The sequence below is a fragment of the Staphylococcus sp. ZWU0021 genome (assembly GCF_000798895.1).
Classification (GTDB): Bacteria; Bacillota; Bacilli; order Staphylococcales; family Staphylococcaceae; genus Staphylococcus; species Staphylococcus saprophyticus.
Genome location: NZ_JTLN01000027.1, coordinates 334,163 through 357,035, shown reverse-complemented (window position 1 = coordinate 357,035; position 22,873 = coordinate 334,163). Strand labels below are relative to the sequence as shown.

Below are 22,873 nucleotides of genomic sequence, written 5' to 3'. Positions count from 1 at the left end.
GACTGTCACTTTAAGTAATTATTTATTCAATGACTAATGCTAATTAACTTCAAAAAAGTTCTAAGTTGTTTGATAAAATTTGCAATGAAACAATTTAATTTCAAATACTTACTTTAGACATGCAATCATTTGTTATACAATAAGGATTAATTACATATAAGTAATAAAGGGGATACGAAAGATGTCTAATACTGAGCAACTCGATATTTTATATAAATTAAAAAAAGAAGTAGAAAAATCTAAAAACGATAGACTGGTTCACATTATCAATCAGGTTATTAAAAAGGTGTTTTTAGAACAATATACAGCGACATTTGTTGGTCACTTCTCGGCTGGTAAATCCACATTAATCAATTTGTTATTAGAAGAAAGTATTTTACCAAGCTCACCTGTACCAACTACTAGTAATACCGCAATTGTATCTGTTGCTGAACAACCTGGTATCATTGCTAATTTAAGCCATCAACAATACACAATCTTAAATAACTACGATGAAGTGAAACAAATGAATCGCGAGAATTTCGATGTAGAATCTGTTGAAATTAAATTTCCATCAACTAAGTTTAATAAAGGCTTCACATTACAAGATACACCTGGGGTAGATTCAAATGTTGCAACGCACCAATCTAGCACTGAAGAATTTATGTATACAAGTAATATATTATTTTATACTGTAGATTATAATCACGTACAATCAGCATTAAACTTTCAGTTTATGAAACAACTTAATCAAGCAGGTGTACCAGTCGTATTTGTGATAAATCAGATAGATAAGCATAATGAAGAAGAAATTAGTTTCGAAACATTTAAGCGTCGTGTAGATAAATCCATCAATGAGTGGGAAATCGACCTAGATCAAACATTTTACGTTTCAAAATATGAACATGAGCATAATGAAATCACGTCACTTTCTAATTATTTAATAGAGAAAGATACGCATCGTGAATCTATAGCTGCTTATGTAGAACACATTGTTAAATTTATTACTAACGAACAATTATCTTATGTACAATATGAAATTCAGGATTTACTAGATAAGTTAGATATTAATGAAGCGGATTTTGATCAAGCTTATCTTAATTTCAAACAACATCAGGTAGTTAGTGAAGAAGCCAAACTGCTAAACAATCCTGAAGAATTATATGATTTTTTAAAGCAAAAGAGAAAAGCAATCATCGATAATGCTTATATCATGACGCATGACACAAGAGAAAAAATCAGAATATACTTAGAAAGTCGCACAAAAGATTTTAGTGTTGGCGGATTATTTAATAAAAAGAAAAAGACAGAAGAAGAACAACAACGACGATTAACTACAGTCTTAGAACACTTACAAGATAAAGTTAATCAAGAAATACGACAACCATTAAGAGAAGATATGTCATTTTTAACGAGATTCATCAATTCATCTGATATAAATGATGAGATTTTAAATCAACATTACACTATCCCTTCATCATTGATTAACGATTTATATCAAATGCAAATAACGATTAGTAATCAATATGTATTAACTTTCTGCGACGATTTGATGAAAGCACTTAAACAACATATTGCTAAAGCATCAGATCCATTATTTAAAAAAGCTATAAGCCATGCGCAAGCTAATGATATTGGTACAGAACAAGCAGATGATTACAATGATTATGAGAAGTTTATAGAAATGCGTAGCTTAAGAGAGTCATTAGAAACACAAAACTATATGCATTACTATATTCACATGGACGATTCTCTTGATAAATTGATAGATAGAAAAGAAATTACTTTCACACCGAAAAACAACAAAACTAATCTAAAGAAACAAACAAAATCTGATGTAAGTAAACAGCAGAAGCATTCCAATAATACTCAAAATATTAAAAATGCCTTGAATACCATAAAAGATGTGCCATTATTCGAACAAACAAAATCAGATATAGAAGAAACGCTTAAGAGATTAGATAAGAAAATAATAAAAATTGGTGTTTTTGGCACATTTAGTGCAGGTAAAAGTAGTTTAATCAATGCACTCTTAGGAGATGCATACTTAGTGAGTTCGCCCAACCCAACGACAGCTGCAATGACCGAATTAACTTATGGTCATGAAAGCCAAATCACATTAAAATCCTCTAAACAATTATTAGAAGAATTAAATCATGTGTTTCAAGTAGAAAATAAAACATTTAAAACAATTGAAGATTTTCTATCTAAAAACACGAATAAATTGAAAGCAACATTAGAGAAAAATAAGTTAGCTTTTGTGAACGCTGTTGAAAAGCATTACGATATGTACCAAGACATGCTCAAAGATGGGCAAACACATACGATTGCACAAGATGAAATTAAAAAGTGGAGTGCAGAGGATGAATATGCAACGTTTGTTAATACAGTTCATCTAAATTTACCTTTAGAATGGTTGAAAGATAAAATTATAGTAGATTCATTAGGTTTACATTCAAATAATCAGCGTCATACGAATGAGACAGAAAAAGTACTAACTTCTTCCGATTTAATACTCTATGTTAGTTATTTTAATCATTCATTTACGGAAAATGATAAACGTTTTATTGAACATATGAAAGAAATGAATCAATTGAACGAAAATCAGGCCTTTAAAATGATTGTCAATGCTACTGATTTAGCAGAAACGGAAGAGGATTTAAATGCTGTTATTGAGTATGTCGGTGATGCTTTAAGTCAAGTCAATATGGATTCAGATATTTTTGCAGTATCAAGTAGAGAAGCACTGAAATCAGGCAATGAGGGTATCAAACGCCTTCAAGACAGTATTCAGCACTTTACTCAAATCGAATCCAAAGATATCTTACAGCAACAATTGTTAAATCAATTAAAAAATATTTCTGAAGCTTATGAGCAAATGATTGAAGAATTTAACAATAATAAAAAACAAATTGAACAAAGAAAACAAAAGCTACAAGAATATAAAAATTCTTCAATTTTCAACAATAATATATTACAAATTGCTGAACAACGCACATCAAATGAAGTAGAAGATCAACTATACCATTTAAATGAACGATTAAAACTACAATTACAAGACGAGGTTAAATCTATTTACAATGGACAAATGACAAAAAATAGTAATTTTAATGATGAAAAACGTCAATCAACCAAAATTTACTTAGATCAGATTCACCAACGTCTATATTTAGAACAGTCCCTTTTAGTAGAACGTATCAAGAAGTATTTTCATGAACAAGTACATGCAGAGATTGCACCATTAAAACAAAAGCTTGAACAAGTACATGTATTTATACAACCTGAGTTTAGTCAAGAAATTATTGAACTTGATGACCCTTATTTAAAAATTGATTTAGAAACCATGCTCAATGCTTTACCAAAAGGTTTAACTAAGAAAACGATTTTGCAACCTAAATCTCAAAGTGCGATTCAAGAACAAATCACACACGAAACCATAGCACTTTTAGCACCTTGTATTGCAAATTTAAAACAAGCAATGAGCGACATTGTCTCTACAATGGATTACAATGCTGAAACTAAATTCAAAACATTAGAAAAAGAAGCGCATCATCAAATTCAAGAACTATTAGCATTTGAAATGGACGACGCTCTTATTAAACAATTACAAGAAACAAACGAAAAATTAAAAGCATTATTGTAAAAATAGAAAGAGGACACAATATGACCAAAAAAATATTACTAATAGACGGCATGGCTTTATTATTTCGCCACTTCTTTGCAACAAGTTTGCATAAACAATTTATGAGAAATTCATCAGGTATACCTACAAATGGTGTTCAAGGATTTGTTCGCCATGTGTTTACCGCTATCAATGAAATACAGCCTTCTCATGTCGCAGTGTGCTGGGATATGGGTAAATCAACATTTAGAAATGATATGTTTGATGGATATAAACAAAATAGACCTGCACCACCAGAAGAACTGATTCCACAATTTGACTATGTCAAAGAAGTTTCTAATCAATTTGGATTTGTAAATATTGGCGTTCAAAATTATGAAGCTGATGATGTTATCGGTACACTTGCACAACAATATTCTGATCAAAATCAAGTTTATGTCGTAACAGGTGATAAAGATATTTTGCAATGTATTAATCCTAATGTAGAAATATGGCTAACTAAAAAAGGCTTTAATATTTATAACCGCTATACTTTAGATCGTTTTCAAAGTGAATACGGGTTGAATCCTTTACAGTTAATCGATGTCAAAGCATTTATGGGAGACACAGCTGATGGTTATCCAGGTGTGAAAGGGATTGGTGAAAAAACAGCAATTAAACTCATTCAAAATCACGGGTCTGTAGAATCTGTTTTAAATGCATTAGACCAATTAACACCAGGTCAAAGAACTAAAATCGAAGCTAATATCGATAACCTTAAATTGTCAAAAACATTAGCAGAAATTCATACCAAAGTGCCTTTAAATACAGTCGATTTGCTGGATAAGATGCAATTTGGAACAGAACTTACTAAAATTCTTAATATATGTAAAGAACATGAGTTGTATGTTTCTGGTAAATATCTATCCACACATTTCAGTTAAATTCATAATTTAACTATCATAACAATGTGAATAATGTAGTAGGCAAGACACAGGAAAAGATTTTGATAGAAAATGTTTTTTTGCACCAAATGATTAAAGGTGGCTAATTTAAAAATTTACAAACCTAACTCATTTTTTTGAATCGACAAATAAGATGATAAAGTGCAGGATTATACAGTTATTTCTTTATTTAAAAACGAGACTGAGGCAACTATTAATGTCTCAGTCTCGTTTTTCGATTCATAACCGCTTCTTTGTAGTAGCTTTAGATAGCGTTATGATTTTTTGTTATGTTTGGTTATTTGATATAAACTTTGTTTTGCATGATGATTCGCTTCTTTATTTTGGTTTCTCGGTACCCAACGAACAAAGAGTAATTCAAATTTTTGTTCTAATTTTATAATTTCATTATAGTAAGATTTGAATTTTTCATTTTTTACATTCCCTCTATTAAAACTATCTTCGATAAGTTTAGAATCCGTATATACAAGGCCAGTTGTTATATTATGTGCTATAGCACATTCCAACGCGAACTGAAACGATGCCCATTCAGCACTATGGTTATCCATTTGACCCAATGATTTCGTGTAATGAAATCGTTCTTCTTCTGTGATAATGACAACTGCACTGGCACTTTCACCAGGGTTGCCAGCTGTTGCAGCATCAAAATAAATTTTCGCCATTCATATCATCCTTATAACTATATTTACATTTATACTACCAAACAAATGGTACTTGTTCTATATAAGTGAAACGATACTAATCGGATATTTAGACATTTTGACGTAAGGTGATGTATAATAAATAACATACTATAAAGGTCGGAATTAAAGGAGGCTGTTATATTGAAAAATATGTTCATCATACATGGTTACCAAGCTAGCACCGAAAATCATTGGTTTGAATGGTTAGCAACACAGATGAAATCCTATGATTATCATACTGAAATCGTATATTTACCAAATACTAATAACCCCGATTTAGATGCTTGGGACAGCGCAATTCAACATAGTTTAAATCATAAACTCGATAAGGATTCTATCATTGTTGCTCATAGCCTGGGTGTGGTTACTGTCTTAAATTATTTATCAAAAGAAAAGGTATTTAGTAATATAAAAGGGCTGTTTTTAATTTCAGGTTTCAATGAACCTTTACACAATCTCCCTGAATTGAATCAATTTATCAATCAAACACAAGTACAATTTGAAAATAATAATGCGCAACATATCATGACCATAGCTGGAGATAATGACCCAGTTGTCGACATAAATGCAACAAACCGATTATCTCAACAATTAAATACAGAAACAGTCGAACTGCATCATAATGGACACTTCCAAGATTGCGATGGTTATCTTACTTTTGATTTTCTTAAAAATCAAATCACTGCTATTTTAAATAATAAAAACTCTGAAATTGGCATTTAACCAATTTCAGAGTTTTTTAATAACCTTCATCTAATTTACTAATTTTTCCTTTACGATACATGGATTTCGCCCAGTAACCAAATGGTACATTAAATATCGTTGAGATTACTTTCAATAGATACGTAGTAATAAAAATTTCAAATACTGCTGCATTTGGCATTGAACCATAAAATGCAATGGTTACAAATAAAGCAGTGTCGATTATGTTACTTATGATCGTACTACCATATGCTCTAATGATAAATGTTTTATCTGAGCTAAACACTTTTTTTATTAACGAGAAGAGTAGTACATCTAAATGTTGTCCGATTATATAGGCAACCACTGATCCCAATGCAATTCTTGGCACAAGATTAAATATTGATTCCAACGCACCTTGCGAAGTATCAATAGATGATGGTGTAAAATGCAGCGACATTTGCATTACGATAATCATAACAAGTGTTGAACTAAAGCCAATCCAGACTGCACGCTTTGCAACTTTTCTACCATAAATATCATTTAAAATATCTGTGGCAAGATATATAGAAGCAAACATTACATTACCTAATGTTGCTGAAATAGTAAATATGTCGATTGTTTTAAGAACTTGGATATTAGCAAGTACAGTTCCAATTGCAATCCATGCGATTAATCCCTGTTTCCCAAAAAAGCGATACATAGCTACTAATAATAAAAAGGTAACTAAAAATGTCAGTACACCAAATATTTCGTTAAACAATTTAAATTCCTCCTAAATTTTGATAATGCGGGAGTTTAGAAACCGCAAAATAAACAACTAAGTAATTTTATCAGAAAAAATTAAAAATACAAGTGTGTTTATTCATATCGTACATAAAAAGTTGAATATCTATTTTCATAAATTTAAAGATTAAACAATCCTAGTTACAAATGATATAATGTCTTCAAGTGTCAAAACATTATAAAATGAATCAATCGATAGAAATATGATATTTTAAGTAATATAGGAGCGTGACAAACATTCTTACTTATTCTGAAAAAGAAGCTATGGCTTCAATAGATGATTTAATGAACACTTATTGCAAATCATGTTTGCTCAAACATCATATAAGAAAGTCAGAAGGTAAAACACAAGCACATCATTTTTGTATAAATGAATGTTCAATCGGCAAAGAAATTAAACAATTAGGAAATGAGTTACAATAATTAGGAGGCATTTTATTATGGAGATTTTAGAAGTATCACAAACACCAAACCCAAATACAATGAAAATCGTTTTACAATTATCAGGTGAAGATTACAAACCGAATACCTTTACTGCAGTAAAAGATAATCAACCTGAGTTTATTAACGATATTTTACAAATCGAAGGAATAAAATCTATTTTCCAAGCAATGAATTTTATCTCCGTAGATAAAAAGGCGGACTATGAGTGGGAAACACTATTACCTGAAGTAACTAAAACCTTAGAAGAAATATAAAAAGGAGTTTTCTGAATGGAAATTGTACGTGTCGAACCAACGCCCAGTCCCAACACAATGAAAATTGTTTTGAATGAGAAAAGAAAAGATAATAAGTCAAATACGTATACAACTATTCTTGATAATCAGCCCAAGTTTATCAATGATGTATTAGCAGTTGATGGTGTGAAATCTATATTTTACGTTATGGATTTTTTAGCTGTAGATAAAAAGCCCAAATATGATTGGGAAGTTTTATTACCTAAAGTAACAGCAACATTAAGCGACGAATCTGAATCTATTGATACACCAGCACCAGATGAACACTTTGGCGAAGTTAAAGCTGAAGTACTTCAGTTCAAAGGGATTCCATATCAGGTTAAACTTACTTCTAGTTCCGAAGAAAAACGTAAGCAATTACCTGAAGTGTATATTGATAGTATGCTTGCAGCTCAAAAAGATGATGACAATATTGTTTTCCAACGTAAATGGGAAGACTTAGGTATACGTTATGGTGAATTAGATGATATTATGTCTGAAGTCACTGAAGAAATCCTAGCACTTTATCCTGAAAAAGATTTAAACCATCTTGTAGAAAATGCTTTAAATACAGATGTCGTTATTCCTGAAAAAAAATACCAACATGTGACGCTTGAGACTTATCAAGCAACTGATGATTGGAAAGAACGCTTAAGAATGTTAAAAGCTTTCCCAACACCAACAGAGAGAGATTTCCCATTATTAGGTGATGCTGTTAGTGAAGAAGAGAAAACACCATTAAGACGTGAAGCGATCGTGTTGCTTGGTATGATAGAAGATAAAGCAGTATTACCTTATTTATTTAAAGGATTACATGATAAAAGTCCAGCAGTCAGAAGAACAGCTGGTGATTGTTTAAGCGATTTAGGATTCAAACAAGCTTTGCCTGAAATGGAAAAAGCATTAGATGATCCCCATAAAATAGTAAGATGGCGAGCTGCTATGTTTATATTTGATGAAGGCGGTCCTGAACAACTTGATGCACTTCGCACACATGAAAATGACCCTGCATATGAAGTTAAACTTCAAATAGAAATGGCAATAGCAAGAATTGAAAATGGTGATGAAGCATTAGGTTCTGTGTGGAAACAAATTGCTAATAGAAATAAATCGTAATAATTTGATGATATGAATTTATAAAGGAGTGTTTTAAATGAATGCATATGAAGCATACATGAATGAACTTGCAACTCAAATGCGTAGTGAATTAACTGGACGTGATTTCAAAAGTTTAGAAACCGCAGATGAAGTATCTAACTTTATGACAAATGTGGGTAGTGACGATACAACATTTGTTGTTATTAATTCAACATGTGGTTGTGCAGCTGGTTTAGCAAGACCAGCGGCTGTTACAGTTGTAGAACAAAATGATAAAAAACCTACAAATAAAGTAACAGTATTCGCAGGTCAAGATAAAGAAGCTACTGCAACAATGCGTGATTATATCCAACAGGTTCCATCTAGTCCATCCTATGCGCTTTTCAAAGGACAAGAATTGAAACATTTTATACCTCGTGAACACATTGAAGGTAGAGATATTCAAGATATTTGTATGGACATTAAAGACGCATTTGACGATTACTGCTAAATGGTTCGTATGGTTATATAAATATCGCTGTTAAATCGTATTGAATAACATAGCGTAAAAATTCATTAAATGGTCATTATGCCAACTTACTGTGTCTAAACAAGCCAATAAGATATAGTAAGTTGGCATTTATTCCATAAAAATAAGTACTAACGCGTATAACGTTTACAAAAAATGATGTATAATTTACTCAAAGTACATTATTTTTACATAATTAATGTTAAATCCTTTAACTTATAACAATTATCCAATAAGATACAAATAAAATTAATTTTGGAAGGAGTGGATTAAATGTTAAATGCTTTTGATCAAGCGTATCATCAATTATGTGAAGAAATTTTAGAAATCGGTAAACAAAAGAATGATCGCACAAATACTGGAACCATCTCAAAATTTGGTCACCAACTGAGGTTTGATTTATCAAAAGGCTTCCCATTACTAACAACTAAAAAAGTATCATTTAAATTAATTGCTACAGAGCTCTTATGGTTTATCAAAGGAGATACAAATATTAAGTATTTACTTCAATATAATAACAACATTTGGAATGAGTGGGCATTCGAAAAATTTGTTCAATCCAAAGACTATAACGGACCTGACATGACTGATTTTGGCCATAGGGCACAAAAAGACGAGTCCTTTAACCTAATCTATAAAGACGAAATGAACCAATTTAAAAAACGTATTTTAAATGATGATGATTTTGCTAAAAAATATGGTGATTTAGGTAATGTTTATGGTAAACAATGGCGTGATTGGGAAGATAAATATGGTAATCATTATGATCAATTAAAAACGGTGATCAATCAAATTAAAACGAATCCTAATTCAAGACGTCATATCGTATCTGCATGGAATCCAACAGAAATTGATACAATGGCGTTACCACCTTGTCATACAATGTTTCAGTTTTATGTTCAAGATGGCAAATTAAGTTGTCAATTATACCAAAGAAGTGCAGACATCTTTTTAGGGGTTCCTTTTAACATCGCAAGTTATAGTTTATTAACTCACCTCATCGCGAAAGAATGTGGCCTTGAAGTTGGAGAATTTGTACACACCTTTGGCGATGCACATATATACTCTAATCATATCGAAGCTATTGAGACACAATTAGCACGAGAAAGCTATAATCCACCAACACTTAATATCAATTCAGATGCATCTATTTTTGATATTGATTACGAGGATTTAGAAATTGTTGATTATGAATCACATCCAGCGATTAAAGCACCCATCGCAGTTTAAATGGGAAATGACTTAAAAACATCAATAATTTATTATATAATGCACTTTGTGTTTCATATTAAACTGTTTTCATTTCAATATTAGGAGGAACATTATGACACTTTCAATACTTGTAGCCCATGATCAACAACGGGTTATTGGCGTAAATAACCAATTGCCTTGGCATTTACCTAGTGATTTAAAGCACGTTAAGTCGTTAACTACTGGAAATACGCTTGTCATGGGTCGTGCAACATTTGAATCTATCGGGAAACCTCTTCCTAATAGAAGAAATGTTGTGTTAACTAGAAATAAATCATTTAAACCAGAGGGTGTGGATGTTATCCATTCTTTCGAAGAAATCTACGACTTACCTGGCCATGTTTTTATATTTGGTGGCCAGTCCTTATTTGAAGAAATGATAGATAAGGTTGATGATATGTATATTACTGTTATTGAAGATAAATATAACGGTGATACTTTTTTCCCACCATATACTTTTAAAGACTGGGAAGTCGCATCATCAAATAAAGGTGTATTGGATGAAAAAAATACGATTCCTCATACCTTTTTACATTTAATCCGTAAGGGAACTTCATAGGAGGAAATTTATGATAAAAAAGAAAATTGTTACTGATTCAACATCTGATTTATCACATGAATATTTAAATGAAAATAATATTCATGTGATACCTCTTAATTTAACAATTGATGGTGAATCCTACATTGACCAAATAGATATATCGTCGGAAGAATATATTCAAAAACTGGAAGAAAATGCTGATACTAAAACAAGTCAACCTGCTATCGGTAAATTCATTGAATTATACGATGAACTAGGCGAAGATGGTTCTGAAATCATAAGCATTCATATGACATCAGGTTTAAGCGGAACTTATCATACTGCACTGCAAGCTAGCGAAATGACTGATAGTAAAGTTACTGTCATTGATTCTAAGTCTATTTCTTTTGGTTTAGGTTACCAAGTGCAACACATTGTTGATTGGAATAATACTGGACTATCAACAAATGAAATCGTTGAAAACATTGTTGAACTACAAAAAAACATTAAACTTTATGTTGTTATAGGACAATTAAACCAATTAATTAAAGGCGGACGTATTAGCAAAACGAAAGGTTTAATTGGTAATATGATGAAAATCAAACCAATCGGAACACTCGAAGACGGAAAGATTGAATTAATTCATAATTCTCGAACACAAAATGCAAGTGTTCAGTTCCTCAAAAAAGAAGTGAGCGCGTTTATCGGTGATAAAAATGTAAAATCTATCGGTATTGCACATGCAAATATTATTGAATTCGTAGACAAAGTAAAAAAACATTTTTCAGAAGAGTTCAACTTTACAAAATTCGACACGAACGTTACAACACCTATCATTTCAACACATACAGGACAAGGTGCTATCGGTTTAGTCGTATTACGATCATAAAGTACTACTTCAAAGCGCGCTATGACTATACTCAAAATGAAATTGGTCTTATTTAATATATAAACAGTTTCATAGCAAATCGCTTAAAATAATGGTAACTTTATGACAAAATAGATATAGGAGGTATATTATGGCTTATGCGACATTAGCAGGAGGATGTTTTTGGTGTTTAGTTAAACCATTCACTTCATATCCTGGTATCGAAAACGTTGTTTCTGGTTATAGTGGTGGACATACAGATAACCCAACTTATGAAAGTGTAAGTACAAATCAAACTGGGCATGTCGAGGCAGTCCAAATTACTTATAACTCAGAAATTACTTCCTTCGAAAATATATTAGACGTTTATTTCAAAACGTTTGATCCTACTGATAACGGTGGTCAATTTTTTGATCGTGGAGAACATTATGAGCCTGCTATTTTTTATCATGATGAAAATCAGAAAAAAGCAGCCGAAGCTAAAATTCAACAATTAAATGAACAAGGTATCTTTAACAAACCTGTCATTACACCCATTAAACCATATAAAAACTTTTATCCAGCTGAAACCTATCATCAGGATTACTATAAAAAGAATCCATTGCATTATGAACAGTATCAACGTGGATCAGGTCGGAAAAATTTTATAGAAAAGCATTGGGGGAAACAAAATGATTAAAAAGAATAAAAATGATTTAAATGAAATGGAGTATTTAGTTACACAAGAAAATGGTACAGAACCGCCATTTCAAAACGAATACTGGAACCACTTTGAAAAAGGTATTTACGTTGATAAAATTTCAGGTAAACCATTATTCACTTCTGAAGAAAAATTCGAATCAGATTGTGGTTGGCCAAGTTTTTCTAAGGCATTAGCCGATGAAGAAATCGTTGAATTAGTCGACAAAACATTTGGCATGGTGCGCACTGAAGTACGTTCTGAAGATGCAAATAGCCATTTAGGTCACGTATTCAATGACGGACCAAAAGAAAGCGGCGGTCTGAGATATTGCATTAATTCAGCAGCTGTACAATTTATACCATATGAAAAATTAGAAGAACTAGGATATGGAGATTTAATACCACATTTTGAAAAATAAGGAGCGAACATATTATGTTTAAAAAATTATTTGGTAAAGGCAAAGAGGTCAATAAAGAAAGCGCGATTTATGCACCAATCACTGGGGAATATGTAAAAATCGAAGATATACCAGATCCAGTATTTGCTCAAAAAATGATGGGTGAAGGCTTTGGTATAAATCCAACAGAAGGTGAAGTTGTTTCACCAATCGATGGTAAGGTAGATAATGTTTTCCCAACGAAACATGCTATTGGATTAAAAGCTGAAAATGGCCTAGAATTACTTGTTCATATTGGTCTTGATACCGTGCAATTAGATGGTGAAGGCTTTGACATTCTAGTTGAAAGTGGCGACGTTGTTAACGTTGGAGACCCATTATTAAAATTTGATTTAGACTATATAAAAGAAAATGCAAAATCAGTTGTTTCACCAATTATTATCACAAATTCTGACAACACAGCATCTATTTCAGTGGCTGATGTAACAACTTTGACTAAAGGTGAAACTAAAATTGTTGATGTGACAATGAACTAATGAAAGACCATTCATTTTATCATTTTGCCCTTACAGCACGTGGGCGTAAAGATGAAAAAGGTGAATTAGCAGAAGAAATATTTGATGATTTATCTTTTCCAAAACATGAAAAAGACTTTCATATACTGTCAGATTATATAGAAACACAAGGGCATTATACTATTTCATTATCCGTTTTTGATGATTTATACGAGGAATATACCGAATGGTTAAAATTTTAATTACTTTAACATTTGAGTAGCACGATTAAAATATATTAAAATAATAAGGTATCATTTGTTGCTGGGATTAATCTAAATGATTCAATCCCAGCTCATTTTATTTGTAATGATTTTTTACATATGTATTGGAAGTGATTAAATGTCAGAAAGTAAAGACACAACTGAAGTGAATCAAGAAGTAAATGAAAAAGCATCATCGCAATCAACAAAGAAACAAATAAATTTCAAACGTAGTCACTTTATTATTATATTAATAGTTACAATACTTGTAACTGCTATGATTGCAGTATTTGCAACGATTGGCATCAGTCATTGGACAAGTGGTTTAAATAGTGATCAACGTGATGAGATGAAAAAAGTAGAGCAAGTTTATCAAACACTAGATGATGAATACTATAAAGATACTAGTTCAGAAGAGCTGGGGACAGCAGCGATTGATGGTATGGTAAAAAAATTGGATGACCCTTATTCAGACTATATGACCAAAAAAGAAACTAAATCATTTAATGAAGATGTATCAGGTGATTTTGTAGGTATTGGGGCTGAAATGCAAAAGAAAGGGAATCAAATTCAAATTACAAGCCCTATGAAACAATCACCTGCTGAAAAGGCCGGAATTCAGCCTAAAGATGTGGTTACTAAAGTGAATGGTAAATCGATTAAAGGACAGCCTTTAGAAGCAATTGTTAAAAAAGTTAGAGGAAAACAAGGTACAAAAGTAACACTAACCATTGAACGCGGTGGGCAAGCTCACGACATCACAATAAAACGAGATAAAATTCATGTCAAAAGTGTTGAATACCAAAAACATGGCGATGTCGGTGTCTTTACTATCAATAAATTCCAAAATAGTACATCAGGCGAATTAAAATCTTCCATCATTAAAGCACACAAAGATGGCATCCGTAAAATTGTATTGGATTTACGTAATAATCCTGGAGGCTTATTAGATGAAGCTGTTAAAATGGCAAACATTTTCATTGATAAAAATGAAACAGTTGTTCAATTAGAAAAAGGCAAACATAAAGAAGCAATTAAGGCTTCAAATGATGCCTCAAAAGAAGCCAAAGATATGGATGTTTCTATTTTAGTAAATAAAGGCTCAGCTAGTGCTTCAGAAGTTTTCACAGGTGCTATGAAAGATTATAATAAAGCCAAAGTTTATGGTTCAAAAACATTTGGTAAAGGCATTGTGCAGACTACACGAGAATTTGAAGATGGTTCATTATTAAAATTCACTAATATGAAATGGTTAACGCCAAAATCTCATTATATTCATGGAAAAGGCATTACTCCTGATAAGAAAATAGAAGAACCTGCATATCAATCATTAAATGTTATCCCAAGCAATAAAACATGTCAGTTGGGTGACGATGATAAAAATGTTAAAACAATGAAGGTGGGATTGAATGCATTAGGCTATCATATTAATAATCATTCTACTGAATTTGATAGCGAACTAGAGGATGCACTCAAATCCTTCCAAAAGAAAAATAATTTAGATGTAAATGGCACATTTAACAAGTCAACGAATGAAAAATTCACACAGCAACTTGTTGAAAAAGCAAACAAAGAAGACACGGTATTAAATGAGCTTTTAAAAAAACTAAATTAATTTAAGAGGAGTCATCGGTTTATGATTAGAAAAGCAAATAAAAATGATTTATCTAGTATTTTAAACATTGTAGAAGAAGCTAAAACTATTATGAAGCAAGACAACAACAATCAATGGGATGAACATTATCCTTTAGAAGAACATTTTGAAGAAGATATTGAAAAAGACACACTTTTTGTTCTAGAAGAAAATTCTATTATTTATGCTTTTATAGTTGTCGACCAACAGCAATCAGAATGGTATGATGAATTAGAATGGTATGATGAATTAGAATGGCCAATTGACAGAAAAGGTGCCTATGTTATTCATAGATTGGCAGGATCATCTGAATATAAAGGTACTGCAACGCAACTATTTGATTTTGCAGTTAATTTAGCACTGGATCATAATATTCATGTGTTATTAACCGATACATTTGCTTTAAATAAGCGCGCACAAGGACTGTTTACTAAATTTGGCTTTAGCAAAGTAGGCGAAGCAAAAATTGATTATCATCCTTTTAATAAAGGTGAACCATTTTATGCCTATTATAAAAATTTAGAAGAATAGAGGTTATATTATGACGAAAATCGCATTTACCGGTGGAGGTACAGTTGGACATGTTTCCGTAAACCTAAGTTTGATTCCAACTGCAATAGAAGAAGGATACGATACCTTTTATATCGGATCAAAAAATGGGATTGAACGTGAAATGATTGAATCTCAATTACCTTCAATTAAATACCACTCTATATCTAGTGGTAAATTAAGAAGGTATATTTCTTGGGATAATATTAAAGATATATTTAAGGTGTTAAAAGGTGTATTAGATGCTAGAAGTGTGCTAAAAAAAGAAAAGCCTGATTTACTATTTTCTAAAGGGGGATTTGTTTCAGTACCAGTCGTTATTGCTGCAAAATCTTTAAAAATCCCTACGATTATACATGAATCTGATTTAACACCTGGTTTAGCAAATAAAATCTCATTAAAATTCGCTAAAAAAATATATACTACCTTTGAAGATACATTAAATTATTTACCTAAAGATAAAGCAGATTTTGTTGGTGCAACAGTGAGAGAAGACTTAAAAACTGGAGATAAACATAGAGGTTATCAACTGACAGAATTTAATAATGATAAAAAAGTATTATTAGTCATGGGTGGCAGTCTAGGCAGTAAAAAATTGAATGACATTATAAGACAAAATCTCGAGACACTTCAAGAGACTTACCAAGTCATTCATTTAACTGGAAAAGGGCTATTAGACAATTCATATGTTGGCACTAAAGATTACATTCAATTTGAATTTGTTAAAGATGATTTAACGGATTTACTTGCTATTACAGATACAGTGATTAGTCGTGCTGGTTCTAACGCTATCTATGAATTTTTAGCGCTACGCATTCCAATGTTATTAATTCCTTTAGGTTTAGATCAATCACGTGGCGACCAAATTGACAATGCTAAACATTTTGAATCAAAAGGATTTGGTAAAACAATTCTCGAAGATACATTAACTGAAAATGAATTAAAAACACAATTGAGAGAAATTGAAACCAATCGCGATGATATCATTAAACAAATGCAAACATATAAAGAAAGCTTTACGCGTCAGGATTTATTCCAAAAGATAATAAACGATGCTTTAAGCGAATAGGAGGTACATGCAATGAGTCGTTGGAAAAGAATATCATTACTCATTATTTTTACGTTAATATTTGGCATCATTGCATTCTTCCACGAATCAAGACTGGGAAAGTGGATTGATAATGAAGTATATGAGTTCATTTATTCTTCTGAAAGTTTCATCACCACAACGATATTTCTCGGTGTAACCAAAGTTGGAGAAGTTTGGGCAATGGTTTGTTTATCTCTGTTGCTCGTTGCTTATTTAATGTTAAAACGTTTAAATATTGAGGCTTTATTTTTCGCAATTGCAATGAGTTTATCGAGTACATTAAACCCATTACTTAAAAATATCTTTGATAGAGAACGTCCAACGCTACTTCGACTTATTGATATCTCAGGATTTAGTTTCCCCAGTGGTCATGCGATGGGTTCTACAGCATTCTTTGGAAGTACGATATATATCGCCAATCGAGTTATGAAGGGTAAATCTAAAGCCTTTATGATTGGTCTCTCAGCTTTATTTATCATTATGATATCGTCATCAAGAGTTTATCTTGGTGTACACTATCCTACAGATATTATAGCAGGTATTATTGGTGGCGCATTCTGTGTCGTATTATCAACATTAATATTACGCCATAAATTGCAAGTATAATTCCATTCAATTCAACTTATGTGCATCCATAGTGTCTGATGTAACTTATAATTCATTTAAAAACACAGTAAAAAAGCAGTTAGGTGAATAAATTCATCTAACTGCTTTTATGTGTCAAAATTTATTATAAAAACCGATTTCACAATGTAAAACCGGTTTTTATATTCACGTTGTCTCGCAACGTTAGTCTTTTACGGGCATATAAAAGGGGATGTTTTTGAAAATGATCAATCCAAATAAGAACGAAATATGTGTGGGGGGAATGTCTTATTTTCGGTATTGATAATCATTTTCAATTACATTATACAACAATGAGAATGATTGTCAATTAAATTCGAATAATTTTTTCAAATTTTATGAAATACCTATATATTACAATAAAAGTGATTAAAATCATGAAGTATTTTAAAAACATTTTGAAATTTTTATGCAATAACTTTCTACAAACAAGCATTTATTATAATATATAATTTGAGGTGCTACATATGACAAAAATCTTAATAGTAGAAGACGAGCAAAACCTTGCGCGTTTTATAGAGCTTGAACTTGAACATGAAAATTATGACGTAGATATTGAATACGATGGGAAGCCTGGTTTAGAAAAAGCATTATCAAATACTTATGATTTAATTCTTTTAGACTTAATGCTTCCAAATATAAATGGTTTAGAAATTTGTCGTCAGATTCGTCAAAATCAAACTACACCTATCATTATCATCACTGCTAAAAGTGATACTTACGATAAGGTGGCTGGTTTGGATTACGGTGCGGATGATTATATCGTTAAACCGTTTGATATAGAAGAATTATTAGCAAGAATCAGAGCTATGTTACGAAGACAACCACAAAAGAATCTAATCGATATCAAAGGCATCATTATAGATAAAGATGCTTTTAAAGTCACTGTGGATGGACAACCACTTGATTTAACAAAAACAGAATATGATTTGTTATTTTTACTAGCTGAAAACAGAAACCACGTTCTGCAAAGGGAACAAATCATTACGGACGTATGGGGATACGATACAGAAGTAGAAACAAATGTAGTAGATGTTTACATTCGATATTTAAGAAACAAATTAAAACCCTTTGGTAAAGATAAGTGTATCGAAACAGTACGCGGTGTAGGGTACGTGGTAAGACAATGAAACAACGTAAACTTAAAACTAAATGGATGTTGATTACTACGACGATTACGTTTTTAACCATTTTTCTTTTTAGCATCATAATCATTTTCTTCCTCAGTAATTCATTAAGACATAATGAAGTAGATGAGGCTGAACGTAGTTCGGAAGATATAGTTAAATTATTTGAATCTAAACAAATTGAACACGTCACACCACTTGATTTAAATGCATCCTTAGGTAATTTTCAAAAAGTCATGTTATTTAATGAAGATGGTCACAAATTAATGGAAACATCAAATGATAACTCCATTACGTTTTCTCCGAATATTGTACCGACAAATGTAAATCGTATAGCAGTTAAAAGTGATCACAAAAAAGATTATCTCATCATCACAGATCATATTGAGTCACCAAAATTTAATGGTTACAGTGTGATAGTGCATTCTTTAGAAGACTATAAAGCACTTGTAAACTCTTTATATTTTATCGCTCTAATATTTGGTGTGATAGCAACGTTTATAACTGCAATTATTAGTTATTTCTTTTCTTCGCAAATTACAAAACCATTAATATTGATGTCGAATAAGATGCAACAAATTCGAAGAGATGGTTTCCAAGAAAAAGTAGAATTAAGTACAAATTACGAAGAAACAGACAACTTAATTGTGACATTTAATGAGATGATGCTCCAATTGGAAGAATCTTTTAATCAACAGCGACAATTTGTCGAAGATGCGTCACATGAATTACGTACTCCCTTACAGATCATTCAAGGCCATCTTAATCTCATCAATCGCTGGGGTAAAAAAGATGCTGCTATATTAGAAGAGTCTTTAGATATTTCATTAGAAGAAATGACAAGAATTACAAAACTTGTAGAAGAACTATTATTACTTACAAAAGACAATAATAACAGTAGAGACGGTGAAATTGAAAATGTTGAGATAAATCAAGAGATTGCATCTCGAATTAAATCTTTATCACAATTGCACAGTGATTATACATTTGAATTCGATGCGTTTCCTAAACCATTAAACATAAAAATTGATCGTTATCAATTTGAACAAATGTTGATCATCTTTATTGATAATGCTATGAAATATGATCAGATAAATAAATACATTCAGATACAAACAAAGTTGAGAAACAAACAAATTTCTATTGAAATTACTGATCACGGTGTGGGTATACCTAAAGAAGATATAGAATTTATTTTTGATAGATTTTATAGAGTTGATAAATCACGTTCTCGCAAATTAGGTGGTAATGGATTGGGATTATCTATCGCTAAAAAAATCATAGAACTAAATAATGGTACTATACATGTCGATAGTGAAGTTGATAAATATACAACGTTTAAGATTACTTTTTAACATTCAAAACTAATTGGTGCAAAATGTTTTTTCTAACAACATATATGTTACCCTATTATATATAAAACTTATGAGCAGAACCAAAGTAAAAAAAGGTTCTGCTTTTTTAGTAATAAGTGCGCTATTGGTACTTTAATTTGTATATAATAAGTGCTATTATTGATTTGTAAGCGTTTCAACTATTTTGTGGAGGGTGTAATATGAGCAACGAAAGTCAGGTTTCCGAGGCACCTGTAAATTTCGGAGCAAATCTTGGATATGTTTTAGACTTATATGACATATATCTAGACGATCCTAGTGCAGTTCCAGAAGATTTACAAGTCCTATTTAGTACAATTAAAAACGGTGAAGCAAACATCGCAACAAACACAGAAGGTCAATCAAATGTGACTAAAGGAGATAGCACAATCAAACGTGTTATGCGCCTAATCGATAACATTCGTCAATATGGGCATTTATTGGCAGATATTTATCCTGTAAACCGACCTCAAAGAGAAAACGTACCGAAATTAAACATGGAAGACTTCAACTTAGATCAAGAAACATTAGAATCTATTTCAGCAGGTATTGTGTCTGAACATTTTAAAGACATATATGATAATGCTTATGAAGCGATTGTGCGTATGGAAAAACGCTACAAAGGTCCTATCGCCTTTGAATATACTCACATCAATAATAATCGTGAACGTGTATGGTTAAAACGCAGAATTGAAACTCCATACAAAGCAACATTGAATGACAATCAAAAAATTGAATTATTTAAAAATTTAGCTCATGTTGAAGGTTTTGAAAAGTATCTTCATAAAAACTTCGTAGGCGCAAAACGTTTTTCTATTGAAGGTGTAGATACTTTAGTACCAATGCTTCAACAGACATTAAGAATTGCGAGCGATGAAGGCATACAAAATATTCAAATAGGTATGGCACACCGTGGTAGATTAAATGTATTAACCCACGTATTAGAAAAGCCTTATGAAATGATGATTTCTGAATTTATGCACATAGATTCTATGAAATTCTTACCTGAAGACGGTAGCCTACAATTAACTTCAGGATGGACTGGAGACGTTAAATATCATCTTGGTGGTGTTAAAACTACGCAATCTTACGGTAGTGAACAACGCATTTCATTAGCAAATAACCCAAGTCATTTGGAAATCGTCGCACCAGTAGTATTAGGTAAGACTCGTGCAAATCAAGATACAACAGATAAACCAGGTGCAGTTACTACTGAATTTAAAAAATCAATGCCGATTTTAATACATGGTGATGCTGCCTACCCAGGTCAAGGTATTAACTTTGAAGCAATGAATTTAGGTAATCTAGAAGGTTATTCAACAGGTGGTTCACTTCACATCATTACTAATAACCGCATTGGTTTTACGACTGAACCTGAAGATGGCCGTTCAACAACATATTCTTCAGATGTTGCTAAAGGTTATGATGTGCCAATCATGCATGTCAATGCAGATAACGTTGAAGCTACAATCGAAGCAATAGAAATTGCAATGGCATTTAGAAAAGAATTTAACAAAGACGTCGTGATTGACTTAGTCGGCTATCGTCGTTACGGTCATAATGAAATGGACGAACCATCCATCACAAACCCACTACAATATCATGAAATACGTAAGCATGAGTCTGTTGATATCCTATACGGTAAACAACTCGTAAATGAAAACATTATCTCTGAAAATCAAATGAATCAAATTTTTGATGATGTTCAAAATACATTACGTGCAGCTCATGACAAAATCGATAAAAACGATAAAATGGATAATCCAGATATGCAAAAACCAGATAGTCTGGCAGAACCAATCCAAACTAAAGATGAAGAAGTAAGCTATGAACAACTCAAAGAAATCAACGATGCAATGCTATCGTACCCATCAGATTTCAATGTACTGAAAAAACTTAACAAAGTATTAGAAAAACGTAGAGAACCATTTGAAAGTGAAGACGGATTAGTTGATTGGGCTCAAGCAGAACAATTAGCATTTGCTACAATAACTCAAAATGGTAGACCTATACGCTTAACTGGCCAAGACAGTGAACGTGGTACATTTAGTCATCGTCATGCTGTATTACATGACCCTGACACAGGCGCACAATATGTTCCATTACACAATGTGCCTGACCAAAAAGCAACGTTTGAAGTGCGTAATTCACCATTGTCTGAAGCCGCAGTAGTGGGCTTTGAATATGGTTATAATATTCAAAATAAATCATGTATGACAATTTGGGAAGCCCAATATGGTGACTTTTCAAATATGGCTCAAATGATTTTTGATAATTTCTTATTTAGTTCTCGTGCCAAATGGGGCGAACGTTCTGGGCTAACACTATTCTTACCACATTCATTTGAAGGACAAGGTCCTGAACACTCATCAGCACGTTTAGAGAGATTTTTACAACTTGCCGGTGAAAATAATTCAACAATTGTTAATTTATCTAGCTCTAGTAACTATTTCCATTTATTACGTGCACAAGCTGCTAACTTAGGTACACAATCTATGAGACCTTTAGTTGTGATGTCGCCTAAGAGTTTATTACGTAATAAAACAGTTGCAGATCCTATCAGCAAATTCACTTCAGGTAAATTCGAACCTATTTTACCAGAAGCACATGATAAAGCATCTGTTAAAAAAGTTATTTTAGCTTCAGGAAAAATGTTTATTGATTTAAAAGAGTATCTGACAAAAAATCCAAATAAGTCAATTTTACTTGTAGCAGTAGAGAGATTGTATCCTTTCCCTGCAGATGAAATCGATGCATTGTTAAGCGAGTTACCTAATTTAGAACATGTAGCTTGGGTACAAGAAGAACCTAAAAATCAAGGGGCTTGGTCATTCGTATATCCTTATCTAAAAGAGTTAACAACAGACAAATACGATTTGAGTTATCATGGTCGTATACAACGTTCAGCGCCAGCTGAAGGTGACGGTGAAATTCACAAACTCGTACAAAATATGATAATAGAACAAAGTACAAACATTAACTAGG

General features: G+C 31.9%; 23 protein-coding genes. 21 read left to right on the top strand and 2 right to left on the bottom strand.

Features of this window, described 5'->3' with window-relative positions; translation table 11 throughout:
- Window positions 1–181: 181 nt before the first annotated feature.
- Window positions 182–3,622 (top strand): dynamin family protein, encoded by a 3,441-nt coding sequence (locus L987_RS07115; RefSeq protein WP_047503816.1) that lies wholly within the window; start codon window positions 182–184, stop codon window positions 3,620–3,622.
- Window positions 3,623–3,642: 20 nt separating this feature from the next.
- Complete coding sequence (locus tag L987_RS07110) at window positions 3,643–4,524, top strand: 5'-3' exonuclease (protein WP_011303091.1); 882 nt, start codon at window positions 3,643–3,645, stop codon at window positions 4,522–4,524.
- Between the two features lie 275 nt (window positions 4,525–4,799).
- Here the strand turns inward: L987_RS07110 and L987_RS07105 are convergent, their stop codons facing one another.
- Entirely contained in the window at window positions 4,800–5,207 is a 408-nt protein-coding gene (locus L987_RS07105; RefSeq protein WP_002483280.1) for a ribonuclease HI family protein, read from the bottom strand.
- A gap of 162 nt (window positions 5,208–5,369) precedes the next feature.
- Here L987_RS07105 and L987_RS07100 point away from each other — a divergent pair, with 162 nt between their 5' ends.
- A complete protein-coding gene (locus L987_RS07100; protein ID WP_047503812.1) occupies window positions 5,370–5,951 on the top strand; it encodes an RBBP9/YdeN family alpha/beta hydrolase in 582 nt (193 codons plus the stop codon).
- Window positions 5,952–5,967: 16 nt separating this feature from the next.
- Here the strand turns inward: L987_RS07100 and L987_RS07095 are convergent, their stop codons facing one another.
- Window positions 5,968–6,672, bottom strand: coding sequence for a queuosine precursor transporter (locus tag L987_RS07095; protein ID WP_047503810.1), 705 nt, complete (start codon window positions 6,670–6,672; stop codon window positions 5,968–5,970).
- Window positions 6,673–6,923: 251 nt separating this feature from the next.
- On the opposite strand from L987_RS07095, the gene L987_RS07090 reads away from it, so the two are divergent.
- The 18 genes from L987_RS07090 (at window position 6,924) to L987_RS07005 (ending at window position 22,872) form a co-directional block, all read left to right on the top strand.
- Window positions 6,924–7,118: a zinc-finger domain-containing protein gene (locus L987_RS07090; RefSeq protein ID WP_011303093.1), complete on the top strand. Its 195-nt coding sequence runs from the start codon at window positions 6,924–6,926 to the stop codon at window positions 7,116–7,118.
- 17 nt (window positions 7,119–7,135) lie between these two features.
- Entirely contained in the window at window positions 7,136–7,393 is a 258-nt protein-coding gene (locus tag L987_RS07085; RefSeq protein ID WP_047503807.1) for a NifU N-terminal domain-containing protein, read from the top strand.
- Between the two features lie 15 nt (window positions 7,394–7,408).
- Window positions 7,409–8,527: a conserved virulence factor C family protein gene (locus tag L987_RS07080; protein WP_047503804.1), complete on the top strand. Its 1,119-nt coding sequence runs from the start codon at window positions 7,409–7,411 to the stop codon at window positions 8,525–8,527.
- Between the two features lie 37 nt (window positions 8,528–8,564).
- Window positions 8,565–8,999, top strand: coding sequence for a bacilliredoxin BrxA (gene brxA / locus L987_RS07075; RefSeq protein WP_002483285.1), 435 nt, complete (start codon window positions 8,565–8,567; stop codon window positions 8,997–8,999).
- Between the two features lie 291 nt (window positions 9,000–9,290).
- Window positions 9,291–10,247, top strand: coding sequence for a thymidylate synthase (locus tag L987_RS07070; protein ID WP_011303096.1), 957 nt, complete (start codon window positions 9,291–9,293; stop codon window positions 10,245–10,247).
- A 94-nt stretch (window positions 10,248–10,341) separates the two neighbouring features.
- The gene (locus tag L987_RS07065) at window positions 10,342–10,827 is read left to right on the top strand and encodes a dihydrofolate reductase (RefSeq protein ID WP_011303097.1); all 486 of its coding nucleotides are present in this window, start codon (window positions 10,342–10,344) and stop codon (window positions 10,825–10,827) included.
- A 10-nt stretch (window positions 10,828–10,837) separates the two neighbouring features.
- Complete coding sequence (locus L987_RS07060) at window positions 10,838–11,677, top strand: DegV family protein (RefSeq protein WP_047503801.1); 840 nt, start codon at window positions 10,838–10,840, stop codon at window positions 11,675–11,677.
- Between the two features lie 130 nt (window positions 11,678–11,807).
- Window positions 11,808–12,335, top strand: a complete 528-nt coding sequence (gene msrA / locus L987_RS07055; RefSeq protein ID WP_002483289.1) for a peptide-methionine (S)-S-oxide reductase MsrA — start codon at window positions 11,808–11,810, stop codon at window positions 12,333–12,335.
- Window positions 12,328–12,756 (top strand): peptide-methionine (R)-S-oxide reductase MsrB, encoded by a 429-nt coding sequence (gene msrB / locus L987_RS07050; RefSeq protein WP_002483290.1) that lies wholly within the window; start codon window positions 12,328–12,330, stop codon window positions 12,754–12,756. The genes msrA and msrB overlap by 8 nt, the downstream gene beginning before the upstream one ends.
- Before the next feature lie 14 nt (window positions 12,757–12,770).
- A complete protein-coding gene (locus tag L987_RS07045) occupies window positions 12,771–13,271 on the top strand; it encodes a PTS sugar transporter subunit IIA (RefSeq protein WP_047503798.1) in 501 nt (166 codons plus the stop codon).
- Window positions 13,271–13,492: a YozE family protein gene (locus L987_RS07040; protein ID WP_002483292.1), complete on the top strand. Its 222-nt coding sequence runs from the start codon at window positions 13,271–13,273 to the stop codon at window positions 13,490–13,492. Before L987_RS07045 ends, L987_RS07040 begins: the two co-directional genes overlap by 1 nt.
- 139 nt (window positions 13,493–13,631) lie before the next feature.
- Entirely contained in the window at window positions 13,632–15,107 is a 1,476-nt protein-coding gene (locus tag L987_RS07035; RefSeq protein WP_047503795.1) for a S41 family peptidase, read from the top strand.
- 21 nt (window positions 15,108–15,128) lie between these two features.
- Window positions 15,129–15,656, top strand: coding sequence for a GNAT family N-acetyltransferase (locus tag L987_RS07030; protein ID WP_047503792.1), 528 nt, complete (start codon window positions 15,129–15,131; stop codon window positions 15,654–15,656).
- 10 nt (window positions 15,657–15,666) lie between these two features.
- Entirely contained in the window at window positions 15,667–16,743 is a 1,077-nt protein-coding gene (locus L987_RS07025) for an undecaprenyldiphospho-muramoylpentapeptide beta-N-acetylglucosaminyltransferase (protein ID WP_011303102.1), read from the top strand.
- A 12-nt stretch (window positions 16,744–16,755) separates the two neighbouring features.
- Complete coding sequence (locus L987_RS07020; RefSeq protein ID WP_041080675.1) at window positions 16,756–17,370, top strand: phosphatase PAP2 family protein; 615 nt, start codon at window positions 16,756–16,758, stop codon at window positions 17,368–17,370.
- A 485-nt stretch (window positions 17,371–17,855) separates the two neighbouring features.
- On the top strand, window positions 17,856–18,518 hold the full coding sequence (locus L987_RS07015) for a response regulator transcription factor (protein WP_002483297.1): 663 nt from the start codon (window positions 17,856–17,858) through the stop codon (window positions 18,516–18,518).
- On the top strand, window positions 18,515–19,870 hold the full coding sequence (locus L987_RS07010) for a HAMP domain-containing sensor histidine kinase (protein WP_011303105.1): 1,356 nt from the start codon (window positions 18,515–18,517) through the stop codon (window positions 19,868–19,870). The genes L987_RS07015 and L987_RS07010 overlap by 4 nt, the downstream gene beginning before the upstream one ends.
- Window positions 19,871–20,070: 200 nt before the next feature.
- Window positions 20,071–22,872, top strand: coding sequence for a 2-oxoglutarate dehydrogenase E1 component (locus L987_RS07005; RefSeq protein WP_047503787.1), 2,802 nt, complete (start codon window positions 20,071–20,073; stop codon window positions 22,870–22,872).
- Window position 22,873: the final 1 nt, after the last annotated feature.

What these genes read in the sequence shown, in the direction of transcription:
- L987_RS07020 (WP_041080675.1), top strand. Translation starts at nt 16,756, where the DNA reads ATGAGTCGTTGGAAAAGAATATCATTACTCATTATTTTTACGTTAATA.
- L987_RS07085 (WP_047503807.1), top strand. Translation starts at nt 7,136, where the DNA reads ATGGAGATTTTAGAAGTATCACAAACACCAAACCCAAATACAATGAAA.
- msrA (WP_002483289.1), top strand. Translation starts at nt 11,808, where the DNA reads ATGGCTTATGCGACATTAGCAGGAGGATGTTTTTGGTGTTTAGTTAAA.
- L987_RS07010 (WP_011303105.1), top strand. Translation starts at nt 18,515, where the DNA reads ATGAAACAACGTAAACTTAAAACTAAATGGATGTTGATTACTACGACG.
- L987_RS07040 (WP_002483292.1), top strand. Translation starts at nt 13,271, where the DNA reads ATGAAAGACCATTCATTTTATCATTTTGCCCTTACAGCACGTGGGCGT.
- L987_RS07105 (WP_002483280.1), bottom strand. Translation starts at nt 5,207, where the DNA reads ATGGCGAAAATTTATTTTGATGCTGCAACAGCTGGCAACCCTGGTGAA.
- L987_RS07035 (WP_047503795.1), top strand. Translation starts at nt 13,632, where the DNA reads ATGTCAGAAAGTAAAGACACAACTGAAGTGAATCAAGAAGTAAATGAA.
- L987_RS07045 (WP_047503798.1), top strand. Translation starts at nt 12,771, where the DNA reads ATGTTTAAAAAATTATTTGGTAAAGGCAAAGAGGTCAATAAAGAAAGC.
- L987_RS07110 (WP_011303091.1), top strand. Translation starts at nt 3,643, where the DNA reads ATGACCAAAAAAATATTACTAATAGACGGCATGGCTTTATTATTTCGC.
- L987_RS07080 (WP_047503804.1), top strand. Translation starts at nt 7,409, where the DNA reads ATGGAAATTGTACGTGTCGAACCAACGCCCAGTCCCAACACAATGAAA.
- brxA (WP_002483285.1), top strand. Translation starts at nt 8,565, where the DNA reads ATGAATGCATATGAAGCATACATGAATGAACTTGCAACTCAAATGCGT.
- L987_RS07030 (WP_047503792.1), top strand. Translation starts at nt 15,129, where the DNA reads ATGATTAGAAAAGCAAATAAAAATGATTTATCTAGTATTTTAAACATT.
- L987_RS07025 (WP_011303102.1), top strand. Translation starts at nt 15,667, where the DNA reads ATGACGAAAATCGCATTTACCGGTGGAGGTACAGTTGGACATGTTTCC.
- L987_RS07060 (WP_047503801.1), top strand. Translation starts at nt 10,838, where the DNA reads ATGATAAAAAAGAAAATTGTTACTGATTCAACATCTGATTTATCACAT.
- L987_RS07005 (WP_047503787.1), top strand. Translation starts at nt 20,071, where the DNA reads ATGAGCAACGAAAGTCAGGTTTCCGAGGCACCTGTAAATTTCGGAGCA.
- msrB (WP_002483290.1), top strand. Translation starts at nt 12,328, where the DNA reads ATGATTAAAAAGAATAAAAATGATTTAAATGAAATGGAGTATTTAGTT.
- L987_RS07015 (WP_002483297.1), top strand. Translation starts at nt 17,856, where the DNA reads ATGACAAAAATCTTAATAGTAGAAGACGAGCAAAACCTTGCGCGTTTT.
- L987_RS07070 (WP_011303096.1), top strand. Translation starts at nt 9,291, where the DNA reads ATGTTAAATGCTTTTGATCAAGCGTATCATCAATTATGTGAAGAAATT.
- L987_RS07115 (WP_047503816.1), top strand. Translation starts at nt 182, where the DNA reads ATGTCTAATACTGAGCAACTCGATATTTTATATAAATTAAAAAAAGAA.
- L987_RS07065 (WP_011303097.1), top strand. Translation starts at nt 10,342, where the DNA reads ATGACACTTTCAATACTTGTAGCCCATGATCAACAACGGGTTATTGGC.